Origin of the sequence: Paenibacillus vini (assembly GCF_018403325.1) — a bacterium.
Lineage (GTDB): Bacteria > Bacillota > Bacilli > Paenibacillales > Paenibacillaceae > Fontibacillus > Fontibacillus vini.
Genome location: NZ_BOSL01000005.1, coordinates 257886 through 283645 on the forward strand (window position 1 = coordinate 257886; position 25760 = coordinate 283645).

Genomic DNA, 25760 nt, shown 5'->3' on the forward strand with positions numbered 1-25760 from the left:
AAGAAATCTGTGGTAAAGAGGCGAATGCATCATGGAGAAAAAGCTGAAATTTCGTGAGGATGGAACGTTTGTCATTGTGCAGTTTTCGGATATGGAATTTATCGATGAAGAGGATCAGGACCCGGAGACGCCGCTGCTCGATGCTGTGACTAAGGAGACGATGGAGCGGATTATTTCGCTGGAACAGCCGGACCTTGTCGTGTTTGACGGCGATTTGACGGCAAGCAGTTAGGCATTCCTGCCTTCGAAGATCCGTTCCTTTCCACTCAGATTTTGTGGGTTCGTCAGGATTGGCTGAAGAATCTGGGATTGGATGCACCGAAGACCATGGATGAGCTTGAGAAAGTCGCTCAAGCCTTTACGCACAACGACCCGGATCAAAACGGCAAGAATGATACTTACGGAATCGCCCTGCAAAAGAACCTGTTCTTCTGGGGTTTTGATCTTAGAGGCTTCTTCAACGGATTCGGCGCCTACCCTTCTGTAGGTGACAACCAATCCGCCTGGATTAAAGGCAGCGACGACAAACTGATCCCAGGGCTCATTCAGCCGGAAGTGAAGACGGCGCTCGGGAAGCTTCAGCAATGGTATAAAGACGGAATTCTCGACAAAGAGTTTGCGCTGAAAGACGAGAATAAAGCGGTCGAGGATCTGATCGCAGGCAAAGTAGGGATTTCTTATGGCGAATGGTGGTATCCGAACTGGCCGCTGAACTCCAGCGTCGACAAGGACCCGAAAGCCGATTGGATCGCGCTCCAGCTTCCAGGGGTGGATGGACCGGCGAAATCGCTCGTTCCGAAAATCCGCAGCAACAAAATCTTCGTCGTAAACAAGAAAGCGAAGAACCCGGAAGCGGCGATTAAGATGCTGAATTTCTACATCGAGGTCGGCAAGAAGGAATACAAGGATAAGAACAAAGCGGCAGATGGCTATGTATACAATTGGTTCAACCCGAGAATTGCCAATCCGGCCGATATTGATACGATTTACACGGAAGTGAACAAGGCGCTCGAAGCAAATCAGGAAGAGATCACGATCAACGATGCTAACTATAAGACCGTTGCCGATACTTTCAAAGCGACTAAAGACTACATGGCAGGCGACACAACGAATGCAACCAAAGGCATCAACTGGGGACTGTATTATAGCCGGGCTGCTAAAGACGGCGGCTGGGGCTTGACTAAACAAATCAAGGAAAGTGATCAATTCGTATATAACGAGTTCTACGGTCTGCCTACACCAACTATCGTTGAAAAAGGCGGCCAGTTGGATAAGTTGATGCAGGAGTCCTTCACCAAGATCATCATGGGTGGTTCTCTGGATGAATTCGATAAGTTCGTAGACAGCTGGAAGGCGCTCGGCGGTAATCAAATTATCGACGAGGTCAACGAACGGTATAACACCGAGGCTACAAAATAATTGATAGAGCCAAAAGTGGTGAGGTGAGTCGATACAGTCGGCGCACCTCCCATTTTTAAAGGAGCAAGTTGGTGAGGAGGATCATCCATGAAATCACTGAAGAAGGAATTACCGCTTCATATCATGCTAATACCGGGCGTTATCGTTACATTGATTTATGCATACGGCCCTATGGCCGGTCTCGTGATGGCTTTTCAACAATTCGAGCCGTTATCCGGTTTTTTCAAATCCGAATTTGTCGGATGGGATAACTTCAACTATGTGTTTCATCTGCCGGATTTCAAACAAGTTCTTTGGAATACGCTAGTTATCGCCATTACCAAAATGGTGTTATCTTTGCTCGTCCCTCTCATTCTGGCTTTATTGCTTAACGAGATTACCAGAAAGTGGTTTGCGGGCTTTATTCAATCGGCTATTTTTCTACCTTTCTTTCTTTCCTGGACCGTACTCGGAGGCGTTATCATCGAATTGTTCTCTTTGAGCGGCCCGATCAACGGCTTAATCGCTTCCTTGGGTATGGAGCCTATTATGTTCATGCTTGATAACAGCTGGTTCAGAGGCATTATTATCGGGTCGGATGTCTGGAAGGGCATGGGCTACAACATGATCATCATGCTGGCCGCGATTACGGGGATCAACTCCACGCTCTATGAAGCGGCTGAAGTGGATGGAGCTGGTAAATGGAAGCAAGTGCTGCATATCACGCTTCCGGGCATATCGCCGATCATTATTTTGCTGGCTGTATTGGGTCTGGGCGGCATTCTCAATGCGGGTTTTGAACAAATCCTTATGATGTACAATCCGACGGTGTATGAAGGTGCGGACATTATTGATACCTTTGTCTACCGGTTAGGGATGTTCAGCCAACAATTCGGACCTGCGGCGGCCGTGGGGCTCTTTAAATCGGTTATCTCTTTGTTCATGGTATCAATAACCTATTATGCCGCTTACAAATTCAACGATTACCGCATCTTTTAAGGAGGTGGAGAAGTGTTACGGAAACAAACCTTAAGCAGAAAGTTATTTGTCGTATTCAACGCAATCTTCTTAACTTGTATTAGTTTACTGGGTATCATCCCGTTTATTCACTTACTCTCCATCTCGCTTAGTTCGAATACGGCGGCCATGGCCGGGGAAGTCAAGCTGTGGCCCGTCGGATTCACCTGGGATGCGTATGCTTATTTGGGAGAGAAGGTAGAGTTCTTTCGCTCCTTGGGAGTTTCGGTAAAACGGGTAGTGCTCGGTTCACTTGTAAACATGTTCCTGGTTTTTATTACCGCGTTTCCACTCTCCAAATCGAATGATCAGTTTAAATTCAGAACGGTGTACGTATGGATCTTTGCGATTACTATGTTCTTTGGGGGAGGCTTAATTCCTACCTATATCATTGTAAAAAATACCGGTTTGATGGATTCGATCTGGGCGCTTATTCTGCCGGGCGCATTGAATGTATGGAATATGGTCCTGATGCTGAATTTCTTCAGAAACATTCCGAAAGAACTGGACGAAGCTGCCACTATCGATGGCGCCGGCCACTGGCGGGTGCTCTGGCAAATCTATTTGCCGGTTTCCCTTCCATCGATAGCAACGATCGGCTTGTTCACCATTGTCGGACATTGGAACGCCTGGTTTGACGGAATTCTATATTTGAATTCGCCGGAGAAATATCCGCTCCAGACCTATCTCTCCACCTTGATCATGTCCTTGAATGCCCAAATGTCATCGATGTCCGTGGAACAGCTCAAGGTGATGGAGAACCTGAGCGAGAAGACCATTCGTACGGCGCAGATCTTTATGGGTGCACTGCCGATCATGGTCGTGTATCCGTTCTTGCAGAAGTATTTTGTTAAAGGGATGACGGTTGGGAGTGTTAAAGAATAGAAACGCCGAGTTTTCCATCCAAAAAAGTCACATACAAAGGAGCAGAGTGGGATGAAGAAAGTCACTGTCGCGTTAATTGGAGCAGGTCTGCGGGGGATTAACTATGCCGAATATGCAATTCAGCACCCGATGAGCTTCATTTTGTAGCCGTTGCCGAGCCGAATGCGGACCGGAGAAATCAATTTAAGGCAAGACATAAACTGGCGGATGAGGCGTGCTTTGCCCATTGGGATGATTTCCTTGCCTCCCCTAAAGTAGCGGATGCGGTATTCATCTGCACCCAGGACAACCAGCATTTTGAGCCGACGATGAAGGCTCTTGCAGCGGGATACCATGTTCTGTTGGAGAAACCGATGTCTCCCGATGCCAAGGAATGCGTGCTGATGGGAGAATTGGCCGCGACCGCAAACCGGGTCTTTTCGATCTGCCATGTATTGAGATATACGAACTTCTTCTCCACGATCAAGGAGCTCCTTGAAAATGGCGCGATTGGACAGTTAATGTCCATTCAACATAATGAGAACGTCGGATACTGGCATCAAGCCCACAGCTTTGTAAGGGGCAACTGGCGAAGAAAGGATGAATCCAGTCCGATGATTCTTGCGAAGTCTTGTCATGATCTGGACATTCTTTCCTGGCTGACCGATTCGGACTGCGTCCGGGTGTCATCCTTCGGCTCATTGTCTCATTTCAAAGCCAGCGAGGCACCGGAAGGAGCGCCGCTGCGTTGTACGGACGGATGTCCGGTGGCCGATACCTGTCTCTATTATGCCCCTGCTCAATATTTGACGGAAAATACGGATTGGCCTACATCGGCAATTAGCGATGACCTGAGCTATGAGGCACGCCTGAAGGCTCTGCAGGAAGGGCCTTATGGAAGATGCGTTTACCACTGCGATAATGATGTCGTGGATCACCAAGTGGTAAATCTGGAATTCGCTAATTCCGTTACTATAGCATTTACGATGAGCGCATTTACGAAGGACGTTAGCCGTACCATCAAGCTGATGGGGACCCAAGGCGAAATTCGTGGAGCGATGGAGAAAAATGAGATCGAAGTGCTTCATTTTGGAAGCGGCAAGGTGGAGAGAATCTCGTTCGAGAATCCGGGAGGTCACGTCGGCCACGGTGGAGGCGATATGGGATTGATCAAGGACTTCGTCAAATTGGTTCGTGCCGACGGGAAGCTGCAGGGCCGCACATCGGCTAATCATTCCGTACAGAGTCACTTGATGGCATTTGCGGCGGAGCAGTCCAGAGTGGAAGGCAAAGTCATCGTTATGGATGATTTTGTGCAAAGCATCCTGATCAAGGAAAACGAATAATCTTTATAAGCGATCGTAAAAATTCACGAGGTGGAGGGCACATGGCAACTTTTCATTTCTCAGGACCCACATTTTATTACAATGATCAGCCTACGAGAATTATTTCTGGCGCGATCCATTATTTCCGAATCGTGCCGGAGTACTGGCGGGATCGTCTTTTAAAGTTGAAGGCATGCGGCTGCAACACAGTTGAAACCTATGTGGCATGGAATCTGCACGAGCCCCAAAAAGGGGAATTCTGTTTCGAGGGTATGGCGGATATTGTCCGGTTTATTGAGCTGGCAGGAGAATTGGGGTTGCATGTGATGGTTCGTCCTTCACCCTATATTTGCGCGGAATGGGAATTCGGAGGTATGCCGTCCTGGTTGCTGGCCGATCCGGGTATGCGTCTACGCTGCTATCATCCGCCTTTCCTGGAGCATGTGGATGCCTATTATGACGTATTACTTCCCAAATTAAAGCCGCTGCTATGCACGAATGGCGGACCGATCATTGCCATGCAAATTGAAAATGAGTATGGAAGCTACGGCAATGACAAGCGTTATTTGAATCATTTAAAAGAAAGCATGACCTCCCGCGGAATGGATGTCCTGTTATTTACCTCCGATGGTGCCGAAGATTCGATGCTGCAAGGGGGAATGGTTCCCGGCGCCTTGGCGACCGTAAACTTTGGGTCCCGGACGAAAGAAGCTTTCGATAAGCTGCGGGAGTACCAGCCCGATGCGCCGGTCATGTGCATGGAATATTGGGATGAATGGTTCGATCACTGGAGCGATGAGCATCATACGCGTTCCGCCGGGGACGCAGCCCATGTATTGGATGAAATCCTGAGCGAAAATGGATCGGTTAATTTTTACATGTTCCATGGGGGAACGAACTTTGGCTTCTATAACGGGGCCAACGCCCACACCGTTGACGGCTATGAGCCGACGATCACCAGCTACGACTATGATGCGCCGTTGAACGAAGCGGGGGAACCGACCGAGAAATATTTTGCCATTCGTGAAGTCATCTCAAAATATGTGGAACTTGGGCCTTGCGAGCTGCCGGCTCCGATCCCTAAAAGGGCTTACGGCAGACTGGAGCTGAAAGAGCTTGCTCCGCTATCGGCTCAATTGGATGCCATCTCTACGCCGATACATTCAGCATATCCTGAAACGATGGAGATGCTGGGACAAGATTACGGATTCATTCATTATAATACGTTCATTACGGGGCCTCGTCCTAAAGATGAATTTGTCATTCAGAATTTACGCGACCGGGCGCAGGTGTTCCTGAACGGAAAACTGGCCGCTACGCTGGATCGCAGGGATTCGGAAACGAAACTGGAGTTTGATGTGCCGAGCGAAGGCTTGCAAGTCAGCATTCTGGTTGAGAATATGGGCCGCATCAATTATGGCCCTTTTATGAGAGAGTATAAAGGGATTACCGAAGGAGTCCGTTTCGGGCGGCAGTTCCTGTCGGAATGGACGACATATATGCTTCCGTTAACCGATTTGACGGGGTTGAAGTTTGAAGACTTCGGCGCTCTCTCCGAACAATCGGAGCCCAGCTTCTACCGGGGGACTCTGACCGTGGTTGAGCCGTGCGATACGTTCCTGAGTTTTGATGGCTGGACCAAAGGCGTCGTGTTCATCAATGGATATAATCTTGGGCGCTATTGGAACCTCGGACCGCAGAAAACGATGTATGTCCCGGGTCCTTTGTTGAAGCAAGGCGCCAACGAAATCATCATCTTGGAATTGCACGGAACTTCCGATGCGGCGGTCACTTTCCTGGATCAGCCTGATTTAGGATAGTCCATAGCTGTTATCAAGAAGAAGCCGGATCCGGCACTGGATCCGGCTTTAATTTTAATTAGTTGCCTGGAGAGGATGAGAACGATGGAACGAAAAAATAAGGCCATTTCAGGACTGCGGTTTGACAGCAAAGCGGATTTGCAAGCGGTAGTACACGAGACGTTGAAGCCTTTGGAATCGCATTTCACGGCCGGACGCGCAGGTCTCAAGTTGGGAAATACGGCGGCGATTCATAATGAAGCGATTGCGTTAATGGAGGCCTTTGCCCGCCCGCTTTGGGGGTTGGTTCCCCATGCTTGCGGCGGAGGCGAATCGGATTTATGGCCTTTATTTCTGGAAGGCATCATCCATGGAACCGACCCGGCGCATGAGGAGTACTGGGGAGACTTTCATACGAAGGACCAAAGGATGGTGGAGCAGGCGATCCTTGGCCTCGGCCTGGCCTTGGCCCCTCATAAGCTCTGGGATCCGCTGAGCGAGCAGCAGAAGCAACATTTATATACATGGTTAAACCAGATTAATCTTGTGGATCACTCCAACCCGAATAACTGGCTGATGTTCACCGTGCTCGTCAACGTCGGATTCAAGAAGGCGGGTCTGCCTTTCGATCAGGCCATTATGGACGAATACCTGGAGCTTATCGATACGTACTATTTGGACGATGGCTGGTATTCGGACGGGATTACCGATCAACGGGATTATTACATTCCGTTTGCGATGCACTACTATACCTTGATTTATGCACAGCTAATGAAAGAAGACGACCCGGAGCGGGCCCGGATATACCGGGAAAGGGCCAGCAAGTTTGCCCAAAGCTTTATATACTGGTTTGCCGAGGACGGAAGCAGTCTTCCCTTTGGGCGCAGCCTGACTTACCGGTTTGCCCAGGCCTCCTTTTGGTCGGCGCTCGTGTATGCCGGAGTGGAACCCTTTTCGCTGGGCGTGATGAAGGGGATTATCTTGCGGCATCTTAGATGGTGGTTTGAACAGCCCATTTTTATGTCGGATGGCTTGCTCAGCATCGGATACGCATATCCAAATCTGCTGATGAGCGAAAGCTACAATGCTCCTGGTTCGCCATACTGGGCCTATAAAACGTTTCTGATCCTGGCCTTGCCGGAGGAGCATCCATTTTGGTCCGCGGAAGAAGAGCCGCTGCCATCTTTACAACCGGTGGTCGCCCAGCCTTGTGCCCGTATGGTGCTGTGCCGCCCCGAAGGAGACGGCCATGTCACCGCTTTAGCTTCCGGGCAAATGGCGAACTTCGAAATGGCCCACAGCGCGGCGAAATACTCCAAATTCGCGTATTCTTCGAGATTTGGATTCAGCGTGCCTAAGGGCTATTTCGGACTCGGCGAAGGGGCACATGATTCCACGCTGGCGTTATGCGAGCGGGATGGACATTATCGGGTGCGGCGCTTTTGCGAGGAGTTCCAAATTGAAGACACATTTGTCTACTCCCGCTGGCTTCCTTGGAAGGACGTGGAGGTGCGGACGTGGCTGGTACCGGCCGGTCTTTGGCATGTGCGTATCCACCGGATCGTGACTGCCCGCTTGTTGGATGCGGCGGAGGGCGGATTCGCCATCGGAAGACCTGCCGATTTCTCCATAGCGGAAGAAACGGCCGTCAACGTATCTACAGGGAATTCTTTCATCTCGCTGCCATGGGGCATCAGCGGGATCAGCGGTTTGGAAGGGTTCGCGGAAGCGGTAATTATTTTCCCGGAGGCAAATACAAATCTCCTTAAGCCGAGAACATTGATTCCGACTTTGACTGCCCAACTGGATCCGGGAGAGCATTGGCTCGTATCTGCTGTGTTCGGAGCGGCCCATACCGAGGCGAATACGAAGCTGTTAAGCTGTCCTCCGCAAGTCAAGCGGGACGCGGAAGGGCGATGGATCGTGACGAGCGCGGATGCCAAACAGGAATTTGCCCGTTTGGATGTTTTGAACTTTATCCGGCAGGGAGATGAGTGTTGATGTGGAAGCAGGCGATAGAAGATGCGCTTCAAAAATTACAACGGAATATCGCGAACCATCCGGGGCAGCTTCCTCATATTACGGAACGCACCGGGAGTCTGAGCTACGAATGGGACGGCAACTGGGACTGGATTGAAGGCTTCTACATCGGCATGATGTGGCTGGCTTACGAGTATAAAAGAGAGCCGGTGTACAGAGAAGCAGCGGAGTCTTATCTGGCCAACTTTCAGGACCGACTGGATCGGTATGTTGCCTTGGATCATCATGACATCGGCTTCTTGTATTCCTTATCCGCGGTAGCCCAGTGGCGGGTAACGGGAAGCGAGGAGGCTAAGGAGCTTGCCTTGCGGGCCGCCGATCTTCTGGTCGGACGCTTCCGGCCGCAGATTGGCATCATCCAGGCATGGGGCAAGGAAGGGGACCCGGAAAACGGAGGGCGGATGATCATCGATTGTCTGCTGAACCTTCCGCTTCTGTTTTGGGCGCACGAGCAGACAGGAAAATCCGAATATTATGACATCGCTATGAAGCATGCCTTGATGAGCCAGAAGTTTCTGGTCCGCGGGGACGGATCCTCCTATCATACCTTCTACTTCAATCCGGAGAACGGGCATGCGCTTCGCGGCGGAACCCATCAGGGCTATCAAGACGGGTCCACCTGGACGCGGGGGCAGGCCTGGGGAATCTACGGCTTCGCTCTGGCCTACCGCTATACGGGGTATCCGGCTTTTTTGGAAACCTCAAAAAAGATGGCAAGGTATTTTATTAAACATCTTCCCGAAGATGCTGTTGTGTACTGGGATTTCGATGTCCCGGTTGAAGAAGGTACGCCGCGGGACAGCTCGGCTTCGGCCATCGTTGCCTGCGGTCTCTTGGAACTGCTGAAACTGACGGAGGAAGATGACCCGGAACGGGAATGGTTCGCACACGTGCTGAATCGCAGTATGAAATCGCTGGCCGGTAAATATGCCGCGACGGACCTTCCGGATGCCGAAGGGCTGCTGAAGCATGGTTCTTACCATGTCCGCGGGGATCGCGCGCCGGATGACTTTATGATCTGGGGAGACTATTTCTATCTGGAAGCGCTGGTTCGGCTGGAAAAAGGGATACAAGGATATTGGTAGACGGAAAGGCACGGCCCCGACGCCGCAAGTTCCATTAAAAGCCAAAAAAATGGGTTATAACAAAAATTATTGTACCTTTTCATAGGATTCTTTTGTTCGATAGAATGGAAGTGTCTACCATATACTCTAATTTATTGAGGGAGGGTATTTATGAAAAGGTTTAGGCAAAGGGTGCTGTGTTTGGTTTTGGCGGCGGTCTTGACGGTTAGCTTAGGTCTATTGCCGACAGCGAAGGTGCAGGCGGACGGGGAAGCGACGCAAGCAGGAACCACAATTACATCCATGACCTACTTTTCGGCAGCAGACGGGCCTGTCATCTCTAAATCGGGGGTCGGACAAGCCAGCTACGGGTTTGTAATGCCTGTTTTTAACGGGGGCTCGGCTACCTGGCAAGATGTCTCCGGCGATTTGGGCGTAAAAGTTAAGGTCAATGGCAGTTGGATCGATATCGATAGTGCCGGCGGATATATTTATAACCAAAACTGGGGGCATTGGAGTGACGGCGGCGTGAACGGCTTCTGGTTCACTCTTTCCGCTACGACGGAGATTCAGCTGTACTCCAAGGCAAACGGCGGCGTTACACTGGACTATCATCTTGTTTTTCAAAACTTGAATAAAACGACCATCAGCGCGATGACGCCGACACAAGGGCCGCAGATTACCGCGGGCTTTACGGGCGGTGCAGGCTTTACTTATCCGATTTTCAACAATGATCCGGCAATCACTTATGCAGCCGTTGCGGATGATTTGAAGGTGTACGTAAAACCCGTAAACAGCAGCACGTGGATCGATATCGACAATAATGCGGCCAGCGGCTGGATCTATGACAGCAACTTCGGCCAATTCACCGACGGCGGCGGAGGCTACTGGTTTACGGTAACTGAGTCCATTAATGTAAAGTTGCAATCCAAAACTTCTTCGGCCAATGTAGTCTATACGATTACCTTTAATGAGCCGGTAAGAAATTCGTACACTTTAACCCCTTATGAAGGAACGACCTACACGGCAAATGAAAGCGGCTCCATCGGATTCCCCCTGCCTAAAATAGACGGAGGCGCGGCTATAGGCTCCGAGCTGGGCAAGTTCGTCTACCAGATTAATATCAACGGCCAATGGGTTGATTTGAGCAATTCCGGCCAGAGCGGATTCATCTATTCCGGGAACGGCTACAACAATATGTCGGCTGCCAACCAGTGGGGATATTGGGCCGATTATATCTATGGGCTTTGGTTCCAGCCGATCCAGGAGGACATGCAGATACGGATCGGCTATCCTTTGAACGGGCAGGCCGGCGGAAATGTCGGCAGCAATTTTGTCTACTATACCTTTATAGGCAATCCGAACGCCCCTCGCCCGGACGAGACGGATCATGAAGATATTCCAATCGGAACTCCAAGCAACCCGGCCATCGAAGGCATGACGCTTGCCTGGCAGGATGAGTTTAACGGATCCCAGCTAGATACTAGTAAATGGAACTATGAGACGGGTTATTATATCAACGATGACCCCAACAGCTGGGGTTGGGGCAATGCGGAACTCGAGCATTATACCAATAGCTCTCAAAACGTATTTTTGCAGGACGGTGTTCTGAATATCAGAGCCCTGAACGATCCCAAGACGTTCCCGCAGGATCCAACGCGGGTTGCACAGTATTCCTCAGGCAAAATTAATACCAAGGATCATTTTTCCTTCCAGTACGGAAGAGTGGATTTTAGAGCCAAGCTGCCTACAGGCAACGGTGTCTGGCCGGCGCTTTGGATGCTTCCCGAAGATGCGGTTTATGGCGCCTGGGCGGCTTCCGGCGAGATTGACGTGATGGAAGCGAAAGGGCGCTTGCCCGGCACGACCAGCGGGGCGGTGCATTTTGGCGGCCAATGGCCGGTGAACAGATATATTGCGGGCGAGTATCACTTCCCTCAAGGGCAGACGTTTGCAAATGACTTCCATGTCTATACCTTGATCTGGGAAGAGGATACCTTCAAATGGTATGTGGACGGTAAGTTCTTCTTCAAGGTTACGAGAGATCAATGGTATTCCGTTGCGGCACCGAACAATCCGAACGCTCCATTTGATCAGCCTTTCTACATTATTATGAACCTGGCGATCGGCGGACATTTTGACGGCGGCCTGGCTCCGGATCCATCGGATATCCCGGCAACCATGCAGGTGGACTATGTGCGCGTGTATAATCCGGGCTCAACGGGCGGCGAGAATCCGGGAAATGTTCCCGTTACCGGCGTGACCCTGGATCAAGCATCTGCACAGATTGAAGTTGACCAGCAGGTGCAGTTAAATGCCTCTGTTACGCCGGCCAATGCTACCAACAAGCAGGTCAACTGGACCGTTTCCAACGCCGGTATTGCTTCCGTGAATCAGCAGGGAAAGGTGACCGGGCTGGCTCCTGGCACGGCCACCGTAACGGCTACCACCGTTGACGGCAACAAAGCAGCCTCCGCTACCATCACCGTTGTGCCGAAGGCTCCCGCCGTGATCATCATCGGCGATGAGGTACGCGGACTGAAGAAAACGGGCGATAACCTGTTGTTTTACGTAAACGGCGCTACCTTTGCGGACTTGCACTACAAAATAAACAACGGCGTACAGATGAACGTAGCGATGACTCCGGCAGGGAATGGCAACTATACCTATCCCGTAAATAATCTGCAAGCCGGGGATACTGTCGAATATTTCTTTACCTATAATCCGGGACAAGGCGCATTGGATACCCCGCCGCTAACGTATATTCATGGAGTAACTCAATAAACGAAGGATCGGTGATTTTTGGATAAGGGGATTCGATCCGGATAAGATGGTTAGTTCAAACGGCGGTTTGACCTCAGGGCGTCATTGAGGGCAAGTCGCCGTTTTGGTTTACAAATGTTTACATAAACAGGGTCCTCCAATAATACTCCCGTGCCAGAATAAGGGTGTTGTACTACTCTTTAGCCTATGGGAGGGAAATCATGAAGAGAATCGCTGGAACCGGGGCCAAATGGCTGCGGTCGGGAATTGCGCTGTCTTTGGCGTTGTCGCTTCAATTGGGATTTGGCATGGAATCGTCGTCCGTATTTGCGGAAGGACCGAGTGATCCGGCACCGCACATTGCCGCAAAGGTAATCAATGAGAATGCAGGCAAAAAAGTGCTCTTCGACAATACGCACGGGCAGACGGCAGGGGCAGCCGATTGGGTTATTGACGGCGGGTTTTCCGATTTCGGACAAGCTCTGGCCGGGGATGGCTTTGATGTGAAGGAGCTTCGCAAGTCCACTCCGATTACTTACAGCGATTTAAGCAGTTACGAGGTGTTCGTGGTAGCCGAACCGAATATTCCTTTTAAGCAAAGTGAACAGGTAGCGATGAAGCAATATGTCGAAGAAGGCGGGAGCATTTTCTTTATCGGGGATCACTACAATGCCGACCGAAACAAGAACCGTTGGGACGGCTCCGAGTCCATCAATGGCTATCGCCGGGGAGCTTGGGAGAATCCCGTGAAAGGGATGAGTACGGAGGAGAAAAACTCCGCCGCCATGCAGGGAGTCGTCAGTTCCGACTGGCTTTCCGATCATTTCGGGGTCCGGTTCCGTTATAATGCTCTGGGCGATATTACGGCCAATCACATTGTAGCGCCGGACCAGGCCTTCGGCATTACGGAAGGGGTCGCGGGAGTGGCCATGCATGCCGGTTCTACGCTGGCGATTACGGACCCGAGCAAAGCCAAAGGCATCGTTTATCTTCCAAAGACTAACGAGGCTTGGGGCAATGCGGTCGATCAGGGTGTCTATCAAGGCGGAGGCGTGGCGGAAGGACCGTATGTGGCAGTCTCCAAAGTGGGACTCGGCAAGGCGGCCTTCATCGGCGATTCCTCACCTGTGGAGGACGCTACTCCTAAATATTTGCGGGAGGAAACCGGGGCCAAAAAGACGACCTATGACGGCTTCAAAGAACAAGACGATGCGACGCTGCTTGTGAATCTGGTGAACTGGTTAGCGGAGCAGGAAAATTATACGAGTCTGAATCAAGTGGAGAACTTGCAGCTCGACGAGGAGACGAAGCTGCTTCCTTTCGAAGCTCCCGAGGCGTCCACCGAACCCCAGTCCGAGCCTTGGTCTACGCCGGCGGCGGGATATAAGTGGTGGGATCCGACTACGTTCAAACCGGGCTCTTATGGGGGGCAAACGGCGAGCGCGAGCCCAACTTACAATTTTGTGCACCAGGCGACTCTGCCTAATGCGCAGGATTTTCAGATTCGCGTCGTTATCGATAACCTGCCCGCCAATTCGAGCGTATCGGGATTCAGCACCGGCATCTATTTGACCGGAGGAACCCAAGTGGCGAAGGTAAGAAAGGCGGACGGAACGTGGCCGGCCGACTATGGATATGGGGAAACGTTCACCGTGAATTCGAACAGCCAGGGACGGGCGACGAAGGATTTGGCGGTCCGGATCAAGCCAGGGACAAGCGGGGCGGCAAACCTCCGTTTGAGGCAAAACGGCAATAATCTGCTTACGAAGCCAGTGACTTTGGCAAATGTGCCCGCAGAGCCGCTGCCGGACGAAGGGAATGCCGTGCCAGCCCTGACTACGATTGCCGAAGGACGGAACAAGCCGGAGGGAAGCGTGGTTACTTTGCAGGGGACGGTCACAACCGAGCCGGGAATTTTCGGCGGACAGACCTTTTATATGCAGGATGACACGGGCGGTATCTATGTATATCAAAATACCGAAGGCTTCCATCAAGGGGATGTTGTGAAGATTACCGCAACAACGGCCCTGTATAATACGGAGCTTGAATTGACGAACCCGGTATCCATTGAGAAAACCGGGACATCGGCTACGCCTGAGCCGCAAACGGCGTCGTCCTTAAACGGCGATAATCAAGGCAGGCTGATCGAACTCCGCCAGGCTAAAATATCGAATATTGTGACGGCGGCCCCGGCGGGTTCATTTGAATTCGATGCGATTGGCGAAGACGGAACCCGTAATCATGTTCGCGTAGACGCCAGAACCGGTATCAAATTGGCCGATTTTCCTTATCAGGAAGGGCAGGTCGTAAATGTGCAAGGCGTTTCCTCCATTTTTAAGGGGATCTATCAATTGAAGGTCCGGGGGCTTGGCGATATTTCGGCTTCCCCGGTCACTGCTCCGCCGGTAACGACGGCTGTGCTATCCGAAACGCCTAACGGGAACGGTTGGTTTAACCGGAGCGTAACTGTTACTTTGACGACTTCGAATCCTCTGGGGACAGGTAAGGTTTCCACGAAATACGCAGTGAATGAGGGGCCTGAGATGGAGTATACGGGGCTGTTCACTGTTGAGACGGAAGGAACCAACGTCATTCGTTATTACTCCGTAAGCAGCAGCGGTGCCGCTGAAACAGCGAAGTCTATCGAAGCGAAGCTGGACATGACGGCCCCGACGGTAACCTTGACTCAATCAGGAAAAAGCGTGGGGGATGTTTGGGAATCGGATATGCTAAAGTTCGAGCTTCATAGCTTGGATAGCGGTTCCGGAATAACCGTACAGAAACTGTCGATAGACGGGCAAGAGGTTGAAATCGGTCAGCCGATCAGCGCGAAGGACCTTGGCTTGGGCGGACACACTGTACAGTATAGGGTGGAAGATGCGGCGGGTAATCAATCCCGCGATCAGTTCGCATTTCAGGTGAAGAAGTCCCTTGCCGCAGGAGCGCCGGGCACACCTGTTCTATCGGACAACAATGGACATGATACCGGACTCCGGGACGGAAATTATACGATCTCCATGAATATGTGGTGGGGAAATAACGGGTCGGAGTTTAAGCTGTATGAGAACGACATCCTGATTCAGACGATCTCACTCACAGACGCCAGTCCTTCGGCTCAATCCCTGACTGTCGATATCGCCGGAAAATCAAACGGAGTGTATACCTATGTCGGCGAACTGAGCAATTCCCAAGGAGTCACGAGGTCGCAACCGCATGTCGTTGTTGTCTCGGATGCGGGTCCCGGTAAACCGGTCTTGTCCCATGATAATTGGGATGGTGACGGAAACTACCTGATCTCCATGAATATGTGGTGGGGAACTAATGGCTTCGAATATCGGCTTTACGAAAATGGGGAGCAGATCGATACGCAATCTCTTTTGGAGGCTACCCCGAATGCCCAAGGAGCCGTAACGAAAATCGAAGGAAAAACGGCGGGTACTTATGTCTATTATGCGGAAATTATAAACGCATCAGGGGTGACCAGAGGGGAGTCGATTACGGTTCAGGTGACCCGGAATTAGCATCGATCCCAATCTTATTGGTCAATGCTAAGTATGGAATTTTGAGATCGTCCAAGAAACATAAGAACACTCGAATGCAAACTGGGGCCGAACTTTATCGGCCCCAGTTTTATTTATATTCGTAGTCTATCGATGTGAAATTATGAGAGACTTATTTCGCGCTTCTCGCCGGGTAATAATTTGTTTAATAGTATTGCTGCCATCGATGCAACCAGAATAGGCGAGCCTAGGATATATTGCACGAAAGTCGGCAAAGAGTTCAAGAAATCGGAAGGAATAAGCACTAACGCTAAGGTTAAAATCATAGGGATCGCGATGGTGTACATCTCTTTTTCGCCGATGGTCTCGTTTCTCATGACCTGCAAGCCGTTAATGGAGATAATGCCGCAGATGATGGCGAATACCCCGCCGATTACAGCCGAAGGAATTGCAGAGATCAGAGCAGCTAATTTACCGGAGCAGCCGAAGAGGACGAACCAACCTCCTACCGCGAGAAAGACCCGGCGGCTGGCAACACCGGTGATGGATATAATACCTGCATTCGTGGAATAGCCTGTAACCGGAGTGGAACCGAGTAAGGAAGAAATCAGGCAGCTGATGCCTTCTCCGATCACCCCTCGATTAATGTTCTTGTCCGTTAGCGGCTTTTCAATGACGTTACTGATCGCAAACCAAGTCCCTGTAGTTTCAGCCAGCAGCACGATATAGATGATAACCATGGTGATGATCGCAGAAATATTGAAGGAAAAGCCAAAATCAGCAAACGGAATCTGCGGCATGCTAAACCAATTGGCGTTCCCGACCGCCGAGAAATCCAAGATACCCATGAAGTCCGCGGAAATGCAGCCGACAATTAATGCGATCATTACGGAAGTGATGCGGAATAATGAACCCTTGGTGCGGAACAGAGAACCCAAGATAACGAATATAAGGAGCACGGCCCCTGAAATCAGGGCTAATAATACATTTTGACGGATTGTAGCGTCAGCGGCACCATAAATGTTATCTTGAATGGCCACCGGCAAAAGGGAAAGACCTACAACAAATATAATCGTTCCCCCTACGATCGGAGGGATAAACGATTTGACGATTTTATTGAAGATGCCGGTATAACCCAGAATAATAACTAGAACAGCACCAATGATGCTGGCACCCAACACGGAACTCCAGCCTGCTTCTCCGCCCCCGCTTGCGGCATAAATCGTGATGATGGCACCGAGCGGAACATAGGAAGGACCTTGGGCCATAGGCAGCTTCATACAGAAATAAGTCTGTACAATCGTTGCCAGACCGGCAGCAATAAACGTAGATTGAATTAAAGCACTCGACTGGTCGGCTTGTAAACCGATTAACATGGCAATCAGAAAAGGTACGACGTAGACGTCCATGGCTAATACATGCTGCAAACCCAGGATAACTGACTTGCTGAATGAAATTTTCTCATCGGGTAAGACCGTTAAATGCTGTGACTTCGCTTGTGTTTGATCTTGATTGTCTAGTTGTGGCTTCAATTCAGATGCGCCCCTCATATTTCATTATTTTTTTGTGCTCTTAGCGTGAATGGATTCTTTCGCCCTGTACCCAGACTTCAAGGATATTCTCAGGGCGAACAAGATACATCATTTTCTGAAAGACATCATGTAAATCTTCGTTCTCGTCAAAAATAGGCAATTTGGCGGTCGGTATTTTCGTATCGATAATTTGGACATCCCATGCATAGTTCTCCTCAATACGGCCGATAGGCAGGCTTAAACTTTCACCGCCGCCAGCCGTAGCAAGATAGAACGCTTCATGAATGGTAATCCGTGATCCCGGCACGCCGCGTTCCTTGGCAGGCAAGGAAGGATTGACTCCGTCTTCCAGCATTCTCGAAGAAATGACAGCTTGCCTTATATTATCGAACAGACTGGGGGAGAATCCTCCGGAGATATCAGACCCCAATCCAATCTCAACCCCCTCGGCATGGAAATGAGCAACCGGGATGACACTATTGGCAAAATACGCGTTGGATACCGGACAATGGGCAATCGCTGTTCCGGTCTCAGCAAATAATTGTACATCCTCATCATCGAGAAAATTACAATGGGCCATGACCGATTTGTCACGAAGCAGACCGAAATCATGCAGAGCAAAGGCATCATTCTTCTGGAACCGCTCTTGGACATACCCGTGAGCCCAGTCACTCTCGCTGCAATGCGATTGAACATAGGTATCGTATTTGGCTGCCAGCTCTCCTAATCCTCTTAAACCTTCGTCTGTACAGCTTGGTATGAATCTTGGAGTTACTACCGGGTACACGCCTTGTTTAGCCGATTTGGCCAAAGCTTGTACAGCCAGAATGAATTCTTCCGTATCCGCCAGTGCCGAAGAGGTATCCGCGTCGCGGTAGTATTCTGGATTCTGTGCGGGATCATCCATGACAACTTTGCCAACCAATCCGCGCTGGCCTTTACTCGCGCATATTTCAGCTAACAGAATACTGGCTTCTTTATGCACTGTTGCAAAATAAAGTGCAGTCGTTGTCCCGTTTGCGAGCAGGGTGCTAACCACATCCTCATAGACCTTCTTGGCAAATTCCAGATCCGAGAATTTGGATTCGAGCGGGAAGGTGTAAGTGTTCAGCCAATCATAGAGCGGAATGTCCAAGGCTGTTCCGGATTGAGCCCATTGCGGCGCGTGAACATGCAGATCGATGAAACCCGGCAATAAATACTGACCTTCAGCTAAGCGATGAAAGGTATCGGTCCCTTGATACGCATCCAGCAGGGGTTGAAAGTCGGGATCTTGCGGTGCAATGATTCTTTCGATCATGCCTTCCGTGTTGATACAAAAAAGATGGTCCTTCAATACTTGAATTTCCTTGGGCGATTTGCTAGAAAAGGCAGTCCCTTGGAATATTTGCATATATTTTCTCATAACTACCGCCTTAATGTTCGTATTTTCTAGATGTATTTGTTATTATAATCGGTCAAAAACGAGAAGTCTATAGAAAAAGGCGAATAATCAAAGGTGCTCAAAATGAAGTTTGAAAGGGTGTAGTAGTTGTTGGGGAGAATGATTTTGTTTTAAATATACCCAGGCGGGGTATAATAATGGTTGTGCATCATTTAATATCTAACAGCATTGAGGAGATGGGAAAATGAATAAGAATTTCCTGATAGGTATACTATCTGTAGCCATGGCGCTTGTTGTATCGGCTTGTTCTGACAATAATGCAGCTGTCACTAAGGACAATGCAGCAAATATGAATGAGGGTTCCAGCTCGCATGATCAAATGGATCATTCAGGTTCAGGTGAAGTTCCGACGGATTTGGAGGCTGCAAAGAATCCGGCTTATCCGATGGGGAGTGAGGCGGTGATTGAAGCGGATCATATGGAAGGAATGAAGGGGGCCAAGGCGACTATCACAGGCGCATATGATACAAATGTCTATATGGTTTCATATACCCCGACTACCGGTGGTGCCACAGTAAAAAATCACAAATGGGTCATCCATGAAGAAATTGAAAATGCCGGCGATCAGCCCTTCAAACCTGGAGATAAGGTTGTGTTAATGGCTAAACATATGAAAGGCATGGAAGGCGCTGACGCTGTTGTTGATTCCGTTGAACAAACAACGGTATATATGGTGGATTACACCGATACAGTCAGCGGTGAACAAGTCATAAATCATAAGTGGGTAACGGAAAAAGAACTATCTCCGGTCGAGTAAAAAAGGCGCCCGTTCCTTGCGACACATGTCCAAGGAACGGGCTTTTTGATTTTAAAATGCAGCTTGTTTTTAAATCAATCTTTAGGTTCGGGGATTGTTGATAGCTTAAGCTTCCATCTTCTGTGCCGTGTAAAGCCGGTAGTATAGGCCGCGACGGGCAATCAGTTCATCGTGCGAGCCGGATTCCGCGATGCCTTTGTCGGACACGTACATGATACGGTCGCAGTTCTTAACCGTGGACAACCGGTGCGCGATGATGAAGGAGGTCCGGCCTTTAAGCAGTTCGTTCAAGCCCTGCTGAAGCAGCCGCTCGGTCTTCGCGTCAATCGAAGAGGTGGCCTCATCCAGAATAAGAATGCGCGGGTCGGCAAGAAGCGTACGCGCGAACGAGATCAGCTGCCGCTGTCCCTGAGACAGCTTCGAGCCGCGCTCGTTGACTTCCGTTTGGTAACCATGCTCAAACTCGCGGATGAATTCGTCGGCGCATACCGTCTTCGCCGCCGCGATGATCTCTTCTTCGGTGGCATCCAATTTCCCGTAACGAATATTATCGAGAATGGTGCCTGAGAAAATGAAGCTGTCCTGCAGCATGATGCCCATTTGGCTGCGCAGGGAATTGAGTGTGACCTGCGAAATATCGTGACCGTCAATCAAGATCTTGCCGCCGGTAATATTATAGAAGCGAGAGATCAGGTTGACTACCGTCGTTTTGCCTGCGCCTGTCGGTCCTACCAAGGCAATGCTTTCCCCGGGTTTGATATCGAAGGAAAGGTTCTCAAGAATATTGTTGCCGGGATCGTAGGCGAAGGTGACGTCGTCAAACGTTACTCTCCCTTGAATCGATGGCAACTTCTTCGCGTTCGGCACATCGCTCACGGTGACCGGTTCGTCCAGCGTCTCGAAAATCCGTTCCAGATAGGCGACCGCATTGATGAAGTTATTGTACAGCTGCGACAGGTTCAGAATCGGCTGCCAGAACCGGAAAGCATAGGTACCCATGGCCAGGATGATCCCGAAGGTGATATCCTGAGGATTCAGCGCCAGCAGTCCGATAAGATAAATTAACGCGGTGACGATCGTCGCCAGATTATCAACGGTGAACGGGATCAGCGCATTATACCGCAGAGCGCGCATCCACTCCGTGCGGAAGCTGCCTGCAAGGCGCGTGAAGATTCCCTCGTTGCGCTGTTCGCGGGAGAAGATTTGCGTCACGCGGATACCGCTGATGCTCTCCTGCAAGTAGGCGTTCACATTGGAGCTCTTGTTGGATACCGCCTGCCATGCCCGCCGTTGCCGGGTCTTGATCAACAGCATGACGCCGAGGAAGACAGGAAGACCCGCCAGGATGACGAACGACAGCCGGACATCCACGGCAAACATAAAGGCCGCGATAAAGATCAAGTTCACGATTTCAAGAATAAAGTTGATAATACCGTTGGATAACACATCCGATACCGAGTTGACATAGTTGACGACCCGGATCAAAATTTTGCCCTGAGGGCGATCATCATAATATTTGAACGGCAGCTGCTGCAAGTGCTTGAACAGATCACTCCGGATGTCAAAGATAATGTCCTGCCCGACGCTCGTCATCATCCGTGAGCGGATCGTGGCCAGATAGACGCTGACCACAATAGTGACCAGCATGAGCGCCGACCAGCCGACCAGCGGGCCGACGGCTTTCGCAGGGATCGTGACGTCGATGACATGCTGCATGATCAGCGGAGCCGACAGCGAAACCGCCGCTGAAATGGCGCTAAGAATGAAGGCGATAATCATCGGTGTCTTCTGCTTCTTGATGTAGACTAACGCACGCCGGAAATGCTTGATATCAAAGGGCGATTCCAGGTTTTCGTCGATGTCGAATTTATTCCTTGCCATGCTCTGTCACCTGCCTTCCAATGCCCTCGTTCTGCAGCATAAACACTTCGTAGTAATAACCCCGTTTCGCCAACAACTCGGCATGGGTGCCTTCCTCGATCAAACGGCCTTCGTCCAGAATGAGAATCCGGTCGGCTTCCGCGGTGGTCGAGACGCGTTGGGCGATAATGATCTTGGTGCAGGGGTATTCGAGTTCACGTAAACTTTTTTGGATATGCTCCTCGGTTTCCAAATCGACGGCCGAGGTCGTGTCGTCCAGAATGAGGATCGGACGCTGAACCGCCATGGCGCGGGCGAGCGCGATACGCTGCTTCTGTCCGCCGGACAGGCCGACGCCCCGTTCCCCTACGATGGTGTCATAGCCTTCCGGCATCTTGGTAATGAAATCATGCGCTGCCGCAAGCTGGGCGTATTCGATGGTGTCCTTCTCCGGAAGGTCGGGATCGCCATAAGCGATATTCCCGTCGATCGTGTCGGAGAACAGGAGGACATCCTGAGTCGCCACGCCGATGTTACCCCGAAGCTCGTCAAGCTCCAGCTTGCGTACATCGGTGCCGTCGACCAGAACACGTCCCTGCGACACATCATAGAAGCGCGGAATCAGATTGACGAGCGTCGTCTTCCCTGATCCGGTCGAGCCCATGATGGCAACGGTTTCACCCGGATTAATTTTGAAGCTTACATCATGCAGAACCTCTACGCTGCCATATTTAAAGCTGACATGGTCAAACTCGATGCCTCCGCTGTAGCGGCGTTTGTCAACCATATTGTGCTCGTTGACGATGCCGGGACGAGCGTAATAGACTTCGATAATTTTGGTCAAGCTGGCAAAAAAACGTTGGATATCATTGATGATGATACCGATATTGCGCATCGGGTTGGAAATGGCCCAGATGAGCGAGGAGAAAGCGGCGAATTCACCGAAGGTGATCCGGCCGTTCATGACGAACAAACCGCCTGCCAGAAGCAGAATCACGTTAAACGCCTGCGCGAAGGTCTCCAGATAAGGAAAGTAATCGAGCCATACGAGCGCGGCGGTCTTGTTCGCTTTGGAGTAGTTGACGTTCTTGTCCGAGAACTTCTCCACCTCGTATTCTTCGCGTGCAAAAGCTTTGACGACACGGTTGCCCGAGATGTTCTCCTGGGTTGTGGTGTTGAGCTGGGACAGCCGTTCACGCAGATCCACGTACATAGGGCGTACGCGTTTCGCAAAGATGTAAGCTACCACAAAAATCGGCGGAGACAAAATCAACAGCCATAGCGTCAACTCGACGTCAATCGTAAAGAAGTAAATCACGGCGGCAAGGAAAATCGTGAGCGATTCGATGATCGTCTTGATAATCCACGCCATGGAGTGCCGCACCATGTCCAGATCGCCTGTCATCTTGGTCATAAGATCGCCGGTACGGTTATGATCGTAATAGTTCATGTCTTGCTCTTGAATCTTGTTGTACAGAAAAACGCGTACCCGATAGAGCATATTCTGCGAGGACCATTCGTACTGCATCGTCGTCAGGTAGGCAAGGCCCGTACGCAGCAAGGAAAAGCCGATCATGCCCAGGCAGAGCATAATGAGCAGCCCTCGCTCTTCCGTTAAATTCTGCAACGCGTTGTCATTCGCTATAAACGTATCGACAATGCGCTGGCCGATGTAAGGATTCACGATCATGAGCGAGGAGCCCACTACCGAGAGGCAAAGTGCCAGGATGTACCGCGTACGGTCTCCCTCCAGGTTCTTCCACAGCCATTTTAGTTCGAACATCTGATCACCTGTTTCTGATTGTTCTTTCATTCTTGTTGAAAAAGACTTTATGACCCAATCAACAAACTACCGTGATTATACCACTTGAGCAGGTAAGATCAACGTCTTTTTCAACATCCGGAAATGATTATATTTTTGGTATATATATTGAAAGAATTTGTGTGAAATATCGAAAATTCCAAGCGAAAATTCAGTTATAAACGGATGCCTGTCCTCAGCCGATAATAAAATAGACCCTGGCTAAAAAGTAAAATCCCACCCTTGGAGGGAAGTACATAATTGAAGACCCTAATTAGAACCTTTTTGAAGCTTATACTTCCATTTTTTCTAATAGTACTGGCTTATCTTTTCTACATAAAAACAGCCACTCTGTCGCAACCGCAACTGGATATCGTGAAGCTGGCACCCTATCCTATCTTATTGATCGGGGCTCTCGTCTCTTGGAAGTTCAACCGGAGCCGGGAGTTTTTTATACTTATCATTCTAGCGATCTGCTTGGCTGCCGTTACCTATTTGCCGGGAATACAAGGGGGATGGCCCCCTGTTCAAACCAGGGACGTTTATATCGTGATTGGTATGGTGATTCCCTTTAATATTGCCGTGTTTTCCTTCTTTAAAGAACGGGGCATCTTGAGCTTATGGGGCGGGCTGCGTATCGGAATCATCCTTCTCCAAGCATTATTGGCCGCCTGGTTGATCCGCCCGGAGCAGCAAAAATGGCTCGCGATGATCAATCAAAACTTTTTGCCGGTCAACCTGCATACCTTAACTCCTATATCGCAAGCTGCACTGCTCTTATTTCTGGCCGCAGGGATCATTCTTATTTTGAGGCAGATTCGATATAAAACCTCTCAGGATATTTCCTTCATAGGGGTGCTGTGCGCCGTATTTATCGCCGTTCACCACAATGATGCCCATTCCATGATGTATCCGGTCTTTTTCGCGGCTTCGGGCATCGTCCTAATCACATCCATCATCCAGGATTCCTACTCTATGGCTTTTTCGGATGAGCTGACCGGTTTGCCTTCCAGGCGGGCGCTTAAGCAGGATATGATGAAGCTGGGAATGAATTACGCCATGGCGATGCTCGACATCGACCACTTTAAGAAGTTTAACGATACTTATGGACATGATACCGGGGACGAGGTTTTGAAATTAGTAGCTTCTATTATTAAAGACGTGACTGGCGGCGGGAAGGCCTATCGGTATGGGGGAGAGGAATTCACTATTCTTTTCCCGGGAAAAAGCATCACGGAGGTCGTTCCGCATCTCGAGCAATTAAGAGAAAAGGTGTCCAAAAGAGCCTTTACGCTGCGAAGACCCGGCAGCCGGAAGGGGAAATCCTCCTCGAAACGCAAAAAACGCGGCTCCCGATCCGCGGGTCAAAAACAAATATACATAACGATCAGTATCGGCGTTTCCCAAAGAAGCGACAAACATAAAACACCGGATGCGGTCATGAAATCGGCGGACACGGCACTATACCGGGCCAAGAAAAAAGGTAGGAACTGCGTTAGTAAGTAGAATTGAGTCGGCTAAGAATGCGTAGCAGAGCACTCCCCTTTATAATAATCGGATGAGCAATAAGGGACTTTTTGGGCTCTATTTTTGTAAATTTCAACTTTTGAAGAGAAATAGAGGACTTTGAGGGCCTTATTTTCCGGATTAGGAGCCTAAAAGCGGATTATGCGTGAAAATAATATAAATAGAGCCCCAAAAAGACCTTATAAACGGTAGAAGGGGGGAAACTGCGGGATTAGGGTCTCAAAAGTCCGCTATTTTTCCGCGGGTAGATATATTTTGCAAGATTGATTACACGGCTAACTCATCTATATAAACATTAGTTCATCATAATAGAAACATTTGATTCGAGCAAAGGGATAGCAGATTCTAATGTCGAAAATAAGAGTGAATATGTATACGTGAATTTTATGGTGCGAATGTATAGCGCACATAAAATTACTGGGAGATTCGCACCACGCATTATCCTTTTATTGGCAACTTTTCTAGAAACGAGCCGCTATTTTAAAGGCAAAGGCTTATGTGAAGATGATTTTTGAGTTAAAGAGGCGGTATTTCACATCTTTTTCTCGGAAATCGGAGTCGCATCCCTCGCGGATGCGTGGATTGAAATTTCAACATCATTTTGTTGACGAATTAGAACTAAATGTCGCATCCCTCGCGGATGCGTGGATTGAAATGGGATCGTTGTTGTAATACTGCTCCAGCCGGAAAGTCGCATCCCTCGCGGATGCGTGGATTGAAATAAGGTGGCCGGTGCCGAGCAACTGAGAGACGCCGTCGCATCCCTCGCGGATGCGTGGATTGAAATTAGCAAGTCATCTTCTTCAAGCAGATAGGTTTTGTCGCATCCCTCGCGGATGCGTGGATTGAAATTGCCACTTGTCAGACCTCCCTACTCAAATGTAAGTCGCATCCCTCGCGGATGCGTGGATTGAAATGTAGTTTTAAGGGGGAAATACCCGTTTACACCGGAGTCGCATCCCTCGCGGATGCGTGGATTGAAATAAGTAGCAGAAGCAGCAAAAGCAGCGGAAGAAGCGTCGCATCCCTCGCGGATGCGTGGATTGAAATATCATATTGTTGAACTTTT

General features: G+C 50.0%; 15 protein-coding genes, 1 pseudogene and 1 CRISPR repeat array (1 of these 17 only partly in view). Of the genes and pseudogenes, 12 read left to right on the forward strand and 4 right to left on the reverse strand.

Annotated elements, in window-relative coordinates; all coding sequences use genetic code 11:
• The first annotated feature begins 31 nt into the window (after positions 1–31).
• The 10 genes and pseudogenes from KJS57_RS10265 to KJS57_RS10310 all read left to right on the forward strand — a co-directional run bounded on the left by KJS57_RS10265 (position 32) and on the right by KJS57_RS10310 (position 15791).
• Entirely contained in the window at positions 32–232 is a 201-nt protein-coding gene (locus KJS57_RS10265) for a metallophosphoesterase family protein (RefSeq protein ID WP_211022859.1), read from the forward strand.
• Between the two features lie 95 nt (positions 233–327).
• A complete protein-coding gene (locus KJS57_RS10270; protein ID WP_373316813.1) occupies positions 328–1419 on the forward strand; it encodes a type 2 periplasmic-binding domain-containing protein in 1092 nt (363 codons plus the stop codon).
• An 87-nt stretch (positions 1420–1506) separates the two neighbouring features.
• Positions 1507–2397: an ABC transporter permease gene (locus KJS57_RS10275; protein WP_213654701.1), complete on the forward strand. Its 891-nt coding sequence runs from the start codon at positions 1507–1509 to the stop codon at positions 2395–2397.
• A 12-nt stretch (positions 2398–2409) separates the two neighbouring features.
• The gene (locus KJS57_RS10280) at positions 2410–3300 is read left to right on the forward strand and encodes a carbohydrate ABC transporter permease (RefSeq protein WP_213654702.1); all 891 of its coding nucleotides are present in this window, start codon (positions 2410–2412) and stop codon (positions 3298–3300) included.
• Positions 3301–3351: 51 nt separating this feature from the next.
• A pseudogene (locus tag KJS57_RS10285) lies at positions 3352–4625 on the forward strand (Gfo/Idh/MocA family protein).
• A 41-nt stretch (positions 4626–4666) separates the two neighbouring features.
• A complete protein-coding gene (locus KJS57_RS10290) occupies positions 4667–6424 on the forward strand; it encodes a glycoside hydrolase family 35 protein (protein WP_213654703.1) in 1758 nt (585 codons plus the stop codon).
• Positions 6425–6508: 84 nt separating this feature from the next.
• Complete coding sequence (locus KJS57_RS10295; RefSeq protein ID WP_213654704.1) at positions 6509–8404, forward strand: DUF2264 domain-containing protein; 1896 nt, start codon at positions 6509–6511, stop codon at positions 8402–8404.
• Positions 8404–9528: a glycoside hydrolase family 88 protein gene (locus KJS57_RS10300; protein WP_213654757.1), complete on the forward strand. Its 1125-nt coding sequence runs from the start codon at positions 8404–8406 to the stop codon at positions 9526–9528. The genes KJS57_RS10295 and KJS57_RS10300 overlap by 1 nt, the downstream gene beginning before the upstream one ends.
• Before the next feature lie 150 nt (positions 9529–9678).
• Entirely contained in the window at positions 9679–12291 is a 2613-nt protein-coding gene (locus tag KJS57_RS10305) for a family 16 glycosylhydrolase (protein ID WP_213654705.1), read from the forward strand.
• A gap of 200 nt (positions 12292–12491) precedes the next feature.
• Positions 12492–15791: an endonuclease gene (locus KJS57_RS10310; protein ID WP_213654706.1), complete on the forward strand. Its 3300-nt coding sequence runs from the start codon at positions 12492–12494 to the stop codon at positions 15789–15791.
• 140 nt (positions 15792–15931) lie between these two features.
• Here the strand turns inward: KJS57_RS10310 and KJS57_RS10315 are convergent, their stop codons facing one another.
• Positions 15932–17302 (reverse strand): uracil-xanthine permease family protein, encoded by a 1371-nt coding sequence (locus KJS57_RS10315; protein WP_244861477.1) that lies wholly within the window; start codon positions 17300–17302, stop codon positions 15932–15934.
• A 40-nt stretch (positions 17303–17342) separates the two neighbouring features.
• Positions 17343–18707: a guanine deaminase gene (gene guaD, locus KJS57_RS10320; RefSeq protein WP_213654708.1), complete on the reverse strand. Its 1365-nt coding sequence runs from the start codon at positions 18705–18707 to the stop codon at positions 17343–17345.
• A 223-nt stretch (positions 18708–18930) separates the two neighbouring features.
• Between guaD and KJS57_RS10325 the strand changes: the two genes are divergently transcribed.
• Positions 18931–19503 carry a YdhK family protein gene (locus tag KJS57_RS10325; protein WP_213654709.1) on the forward strand — a complete coding sequence of 191 codons (573 nt, stop codon included), beginning with the start codon at positions 18931–18933 and terminating at the stop codon, positions 19501–19503.
• Between the two features lie 105 nt (positions 19504–19608).
• Here KJS57_RS10325 and KJS57_RS10330 read toward each other — a convergent pair whose 3' ends face one another.
• A complete protein-coding gene (locus KJS57_RS10330; RefSeq protein ID WP_213654710.1) occupies positions 19609–21384 on the reverse strand; it encodes an ABC transporter ATP-binding protein in 1776 nt (591 codons plus the stop codon).
• Positions 21371–23146, reverse strand: coding sequence for an ABC transporter ATP-binding protein (locus KJS57_RS10335; RefSeq protein ID WP_213654711.1), 1776 nt, complete (start codon positions 23144–23146; stop codon positions 21371–21373). Before KJS57_RS10335 ends, KJS57_RS10330 begins: the two co-directional genes overlap by 14 nt.
• 279 nt (positions 23147–23425) lie before the next feature.
• Between KJS57_RS10335 and KJS57_RS10340 the strand changes: the two genes are divergently transcribed.
• Positions 23426–24670 (forward strand): GGDEF domain-containing protein, encoded by a 1245-nt coding sequence (locus KJS57_RS10340; RefSeq protein WP_213654712.1) that lies wholly within the window; start codon positions 23426–23428, stop codon positions 24668–24670.
• 578 nt (positions 24671–25248) lie between these two features.
• Positions 25249–25760: a CRISPR direct-repeat array (repeat unit 32 nt; unit sequence GTCGCATCCCTCGCGGATGCGTGGATTGAAAT); it runs 2498 nt beyond the window's last position.

Coding starts and splice junctions, on each gene's coding strand:
- guaD (WP_213654708.1), bottom strand. CDS start 18,707: ATGAGAAAATATATGCAAATATTCCAAGGGACTGCCTTTTCTAGCAAA.
- KJS57_RS10290 (WP_213654703.1), top strand. CDS start 4,667: ATGGCAACTTTTCATTTCTCAGGACCCACATTTTATTACAATGATCAG.
- KJS57_RS10265 (WP_211022859.1), top strand. CDS start 32: ATGGAGAAAAAGCTGAAATTTCGTGAGGATGGAACGTTTGTCATTGTG.
- KJS57_RS10325 (WP_213654709.1), top strand. CDS start 18,931: ATGAATAAGAATTTCCTGATAGGTATACTATCTGTAGCCATGGCGCTT.
- KJS57_RS10330 (WP_213654710.1), bottom strand. CDS start 21,384: ATGGCAAGGAATAAATTCGACATCGACGAAAACCTGGAATCGCCCTTT.
- KJS57_RS10310 (WP_213654706.1), top strand. CDS start 12,492: ATGAAGAGAATCGCTGGAACCGGGGCCAAATGGCTGCGGTCGGGAATT.
- KJS57_RS10275 (WP_213654701.1), top strand. CDS start 1,507: ATGAAATCACTGAAGAAGGAATTACCGCTTCATATCATGCTAATACCG.
- KJS57_RS10270 (WP_373316813.1), top strand. CDS start 328: ATGGATGAGCTTGAGAAAGTCGCTCAAGCCTTTACGCACAACGACCCG.
- KJS57_RS10300 (WP_213654757.1), top strand. CDS start 8,404: ATGTGGAAGCAGGCGATAGAAGATGCGCTTCAAAAATTACAACGGAAT.
- KJS57_RS10335 (WP_213654711.1), bottom strand. CDS start 23,146: ATGTTCGAACTAAAATGGCTGTGGAAGAACCTGGAGGGAGACCGTACG.
- KJS57_RS10305 (WP_213654705.1), top strand. CDS start 9,679: ATGAAAAGGTTTAGGCAAAGGGTGCTGTGTTTGGTTTTGGCGGCGGTC.
- KJS57_RS10295 (WP_213654704.1), top strand. CDS start 6,509: ATGGAACGAAAAAATAAGGCCATTTCAGGACTGCGGTTTGACAGCAAA.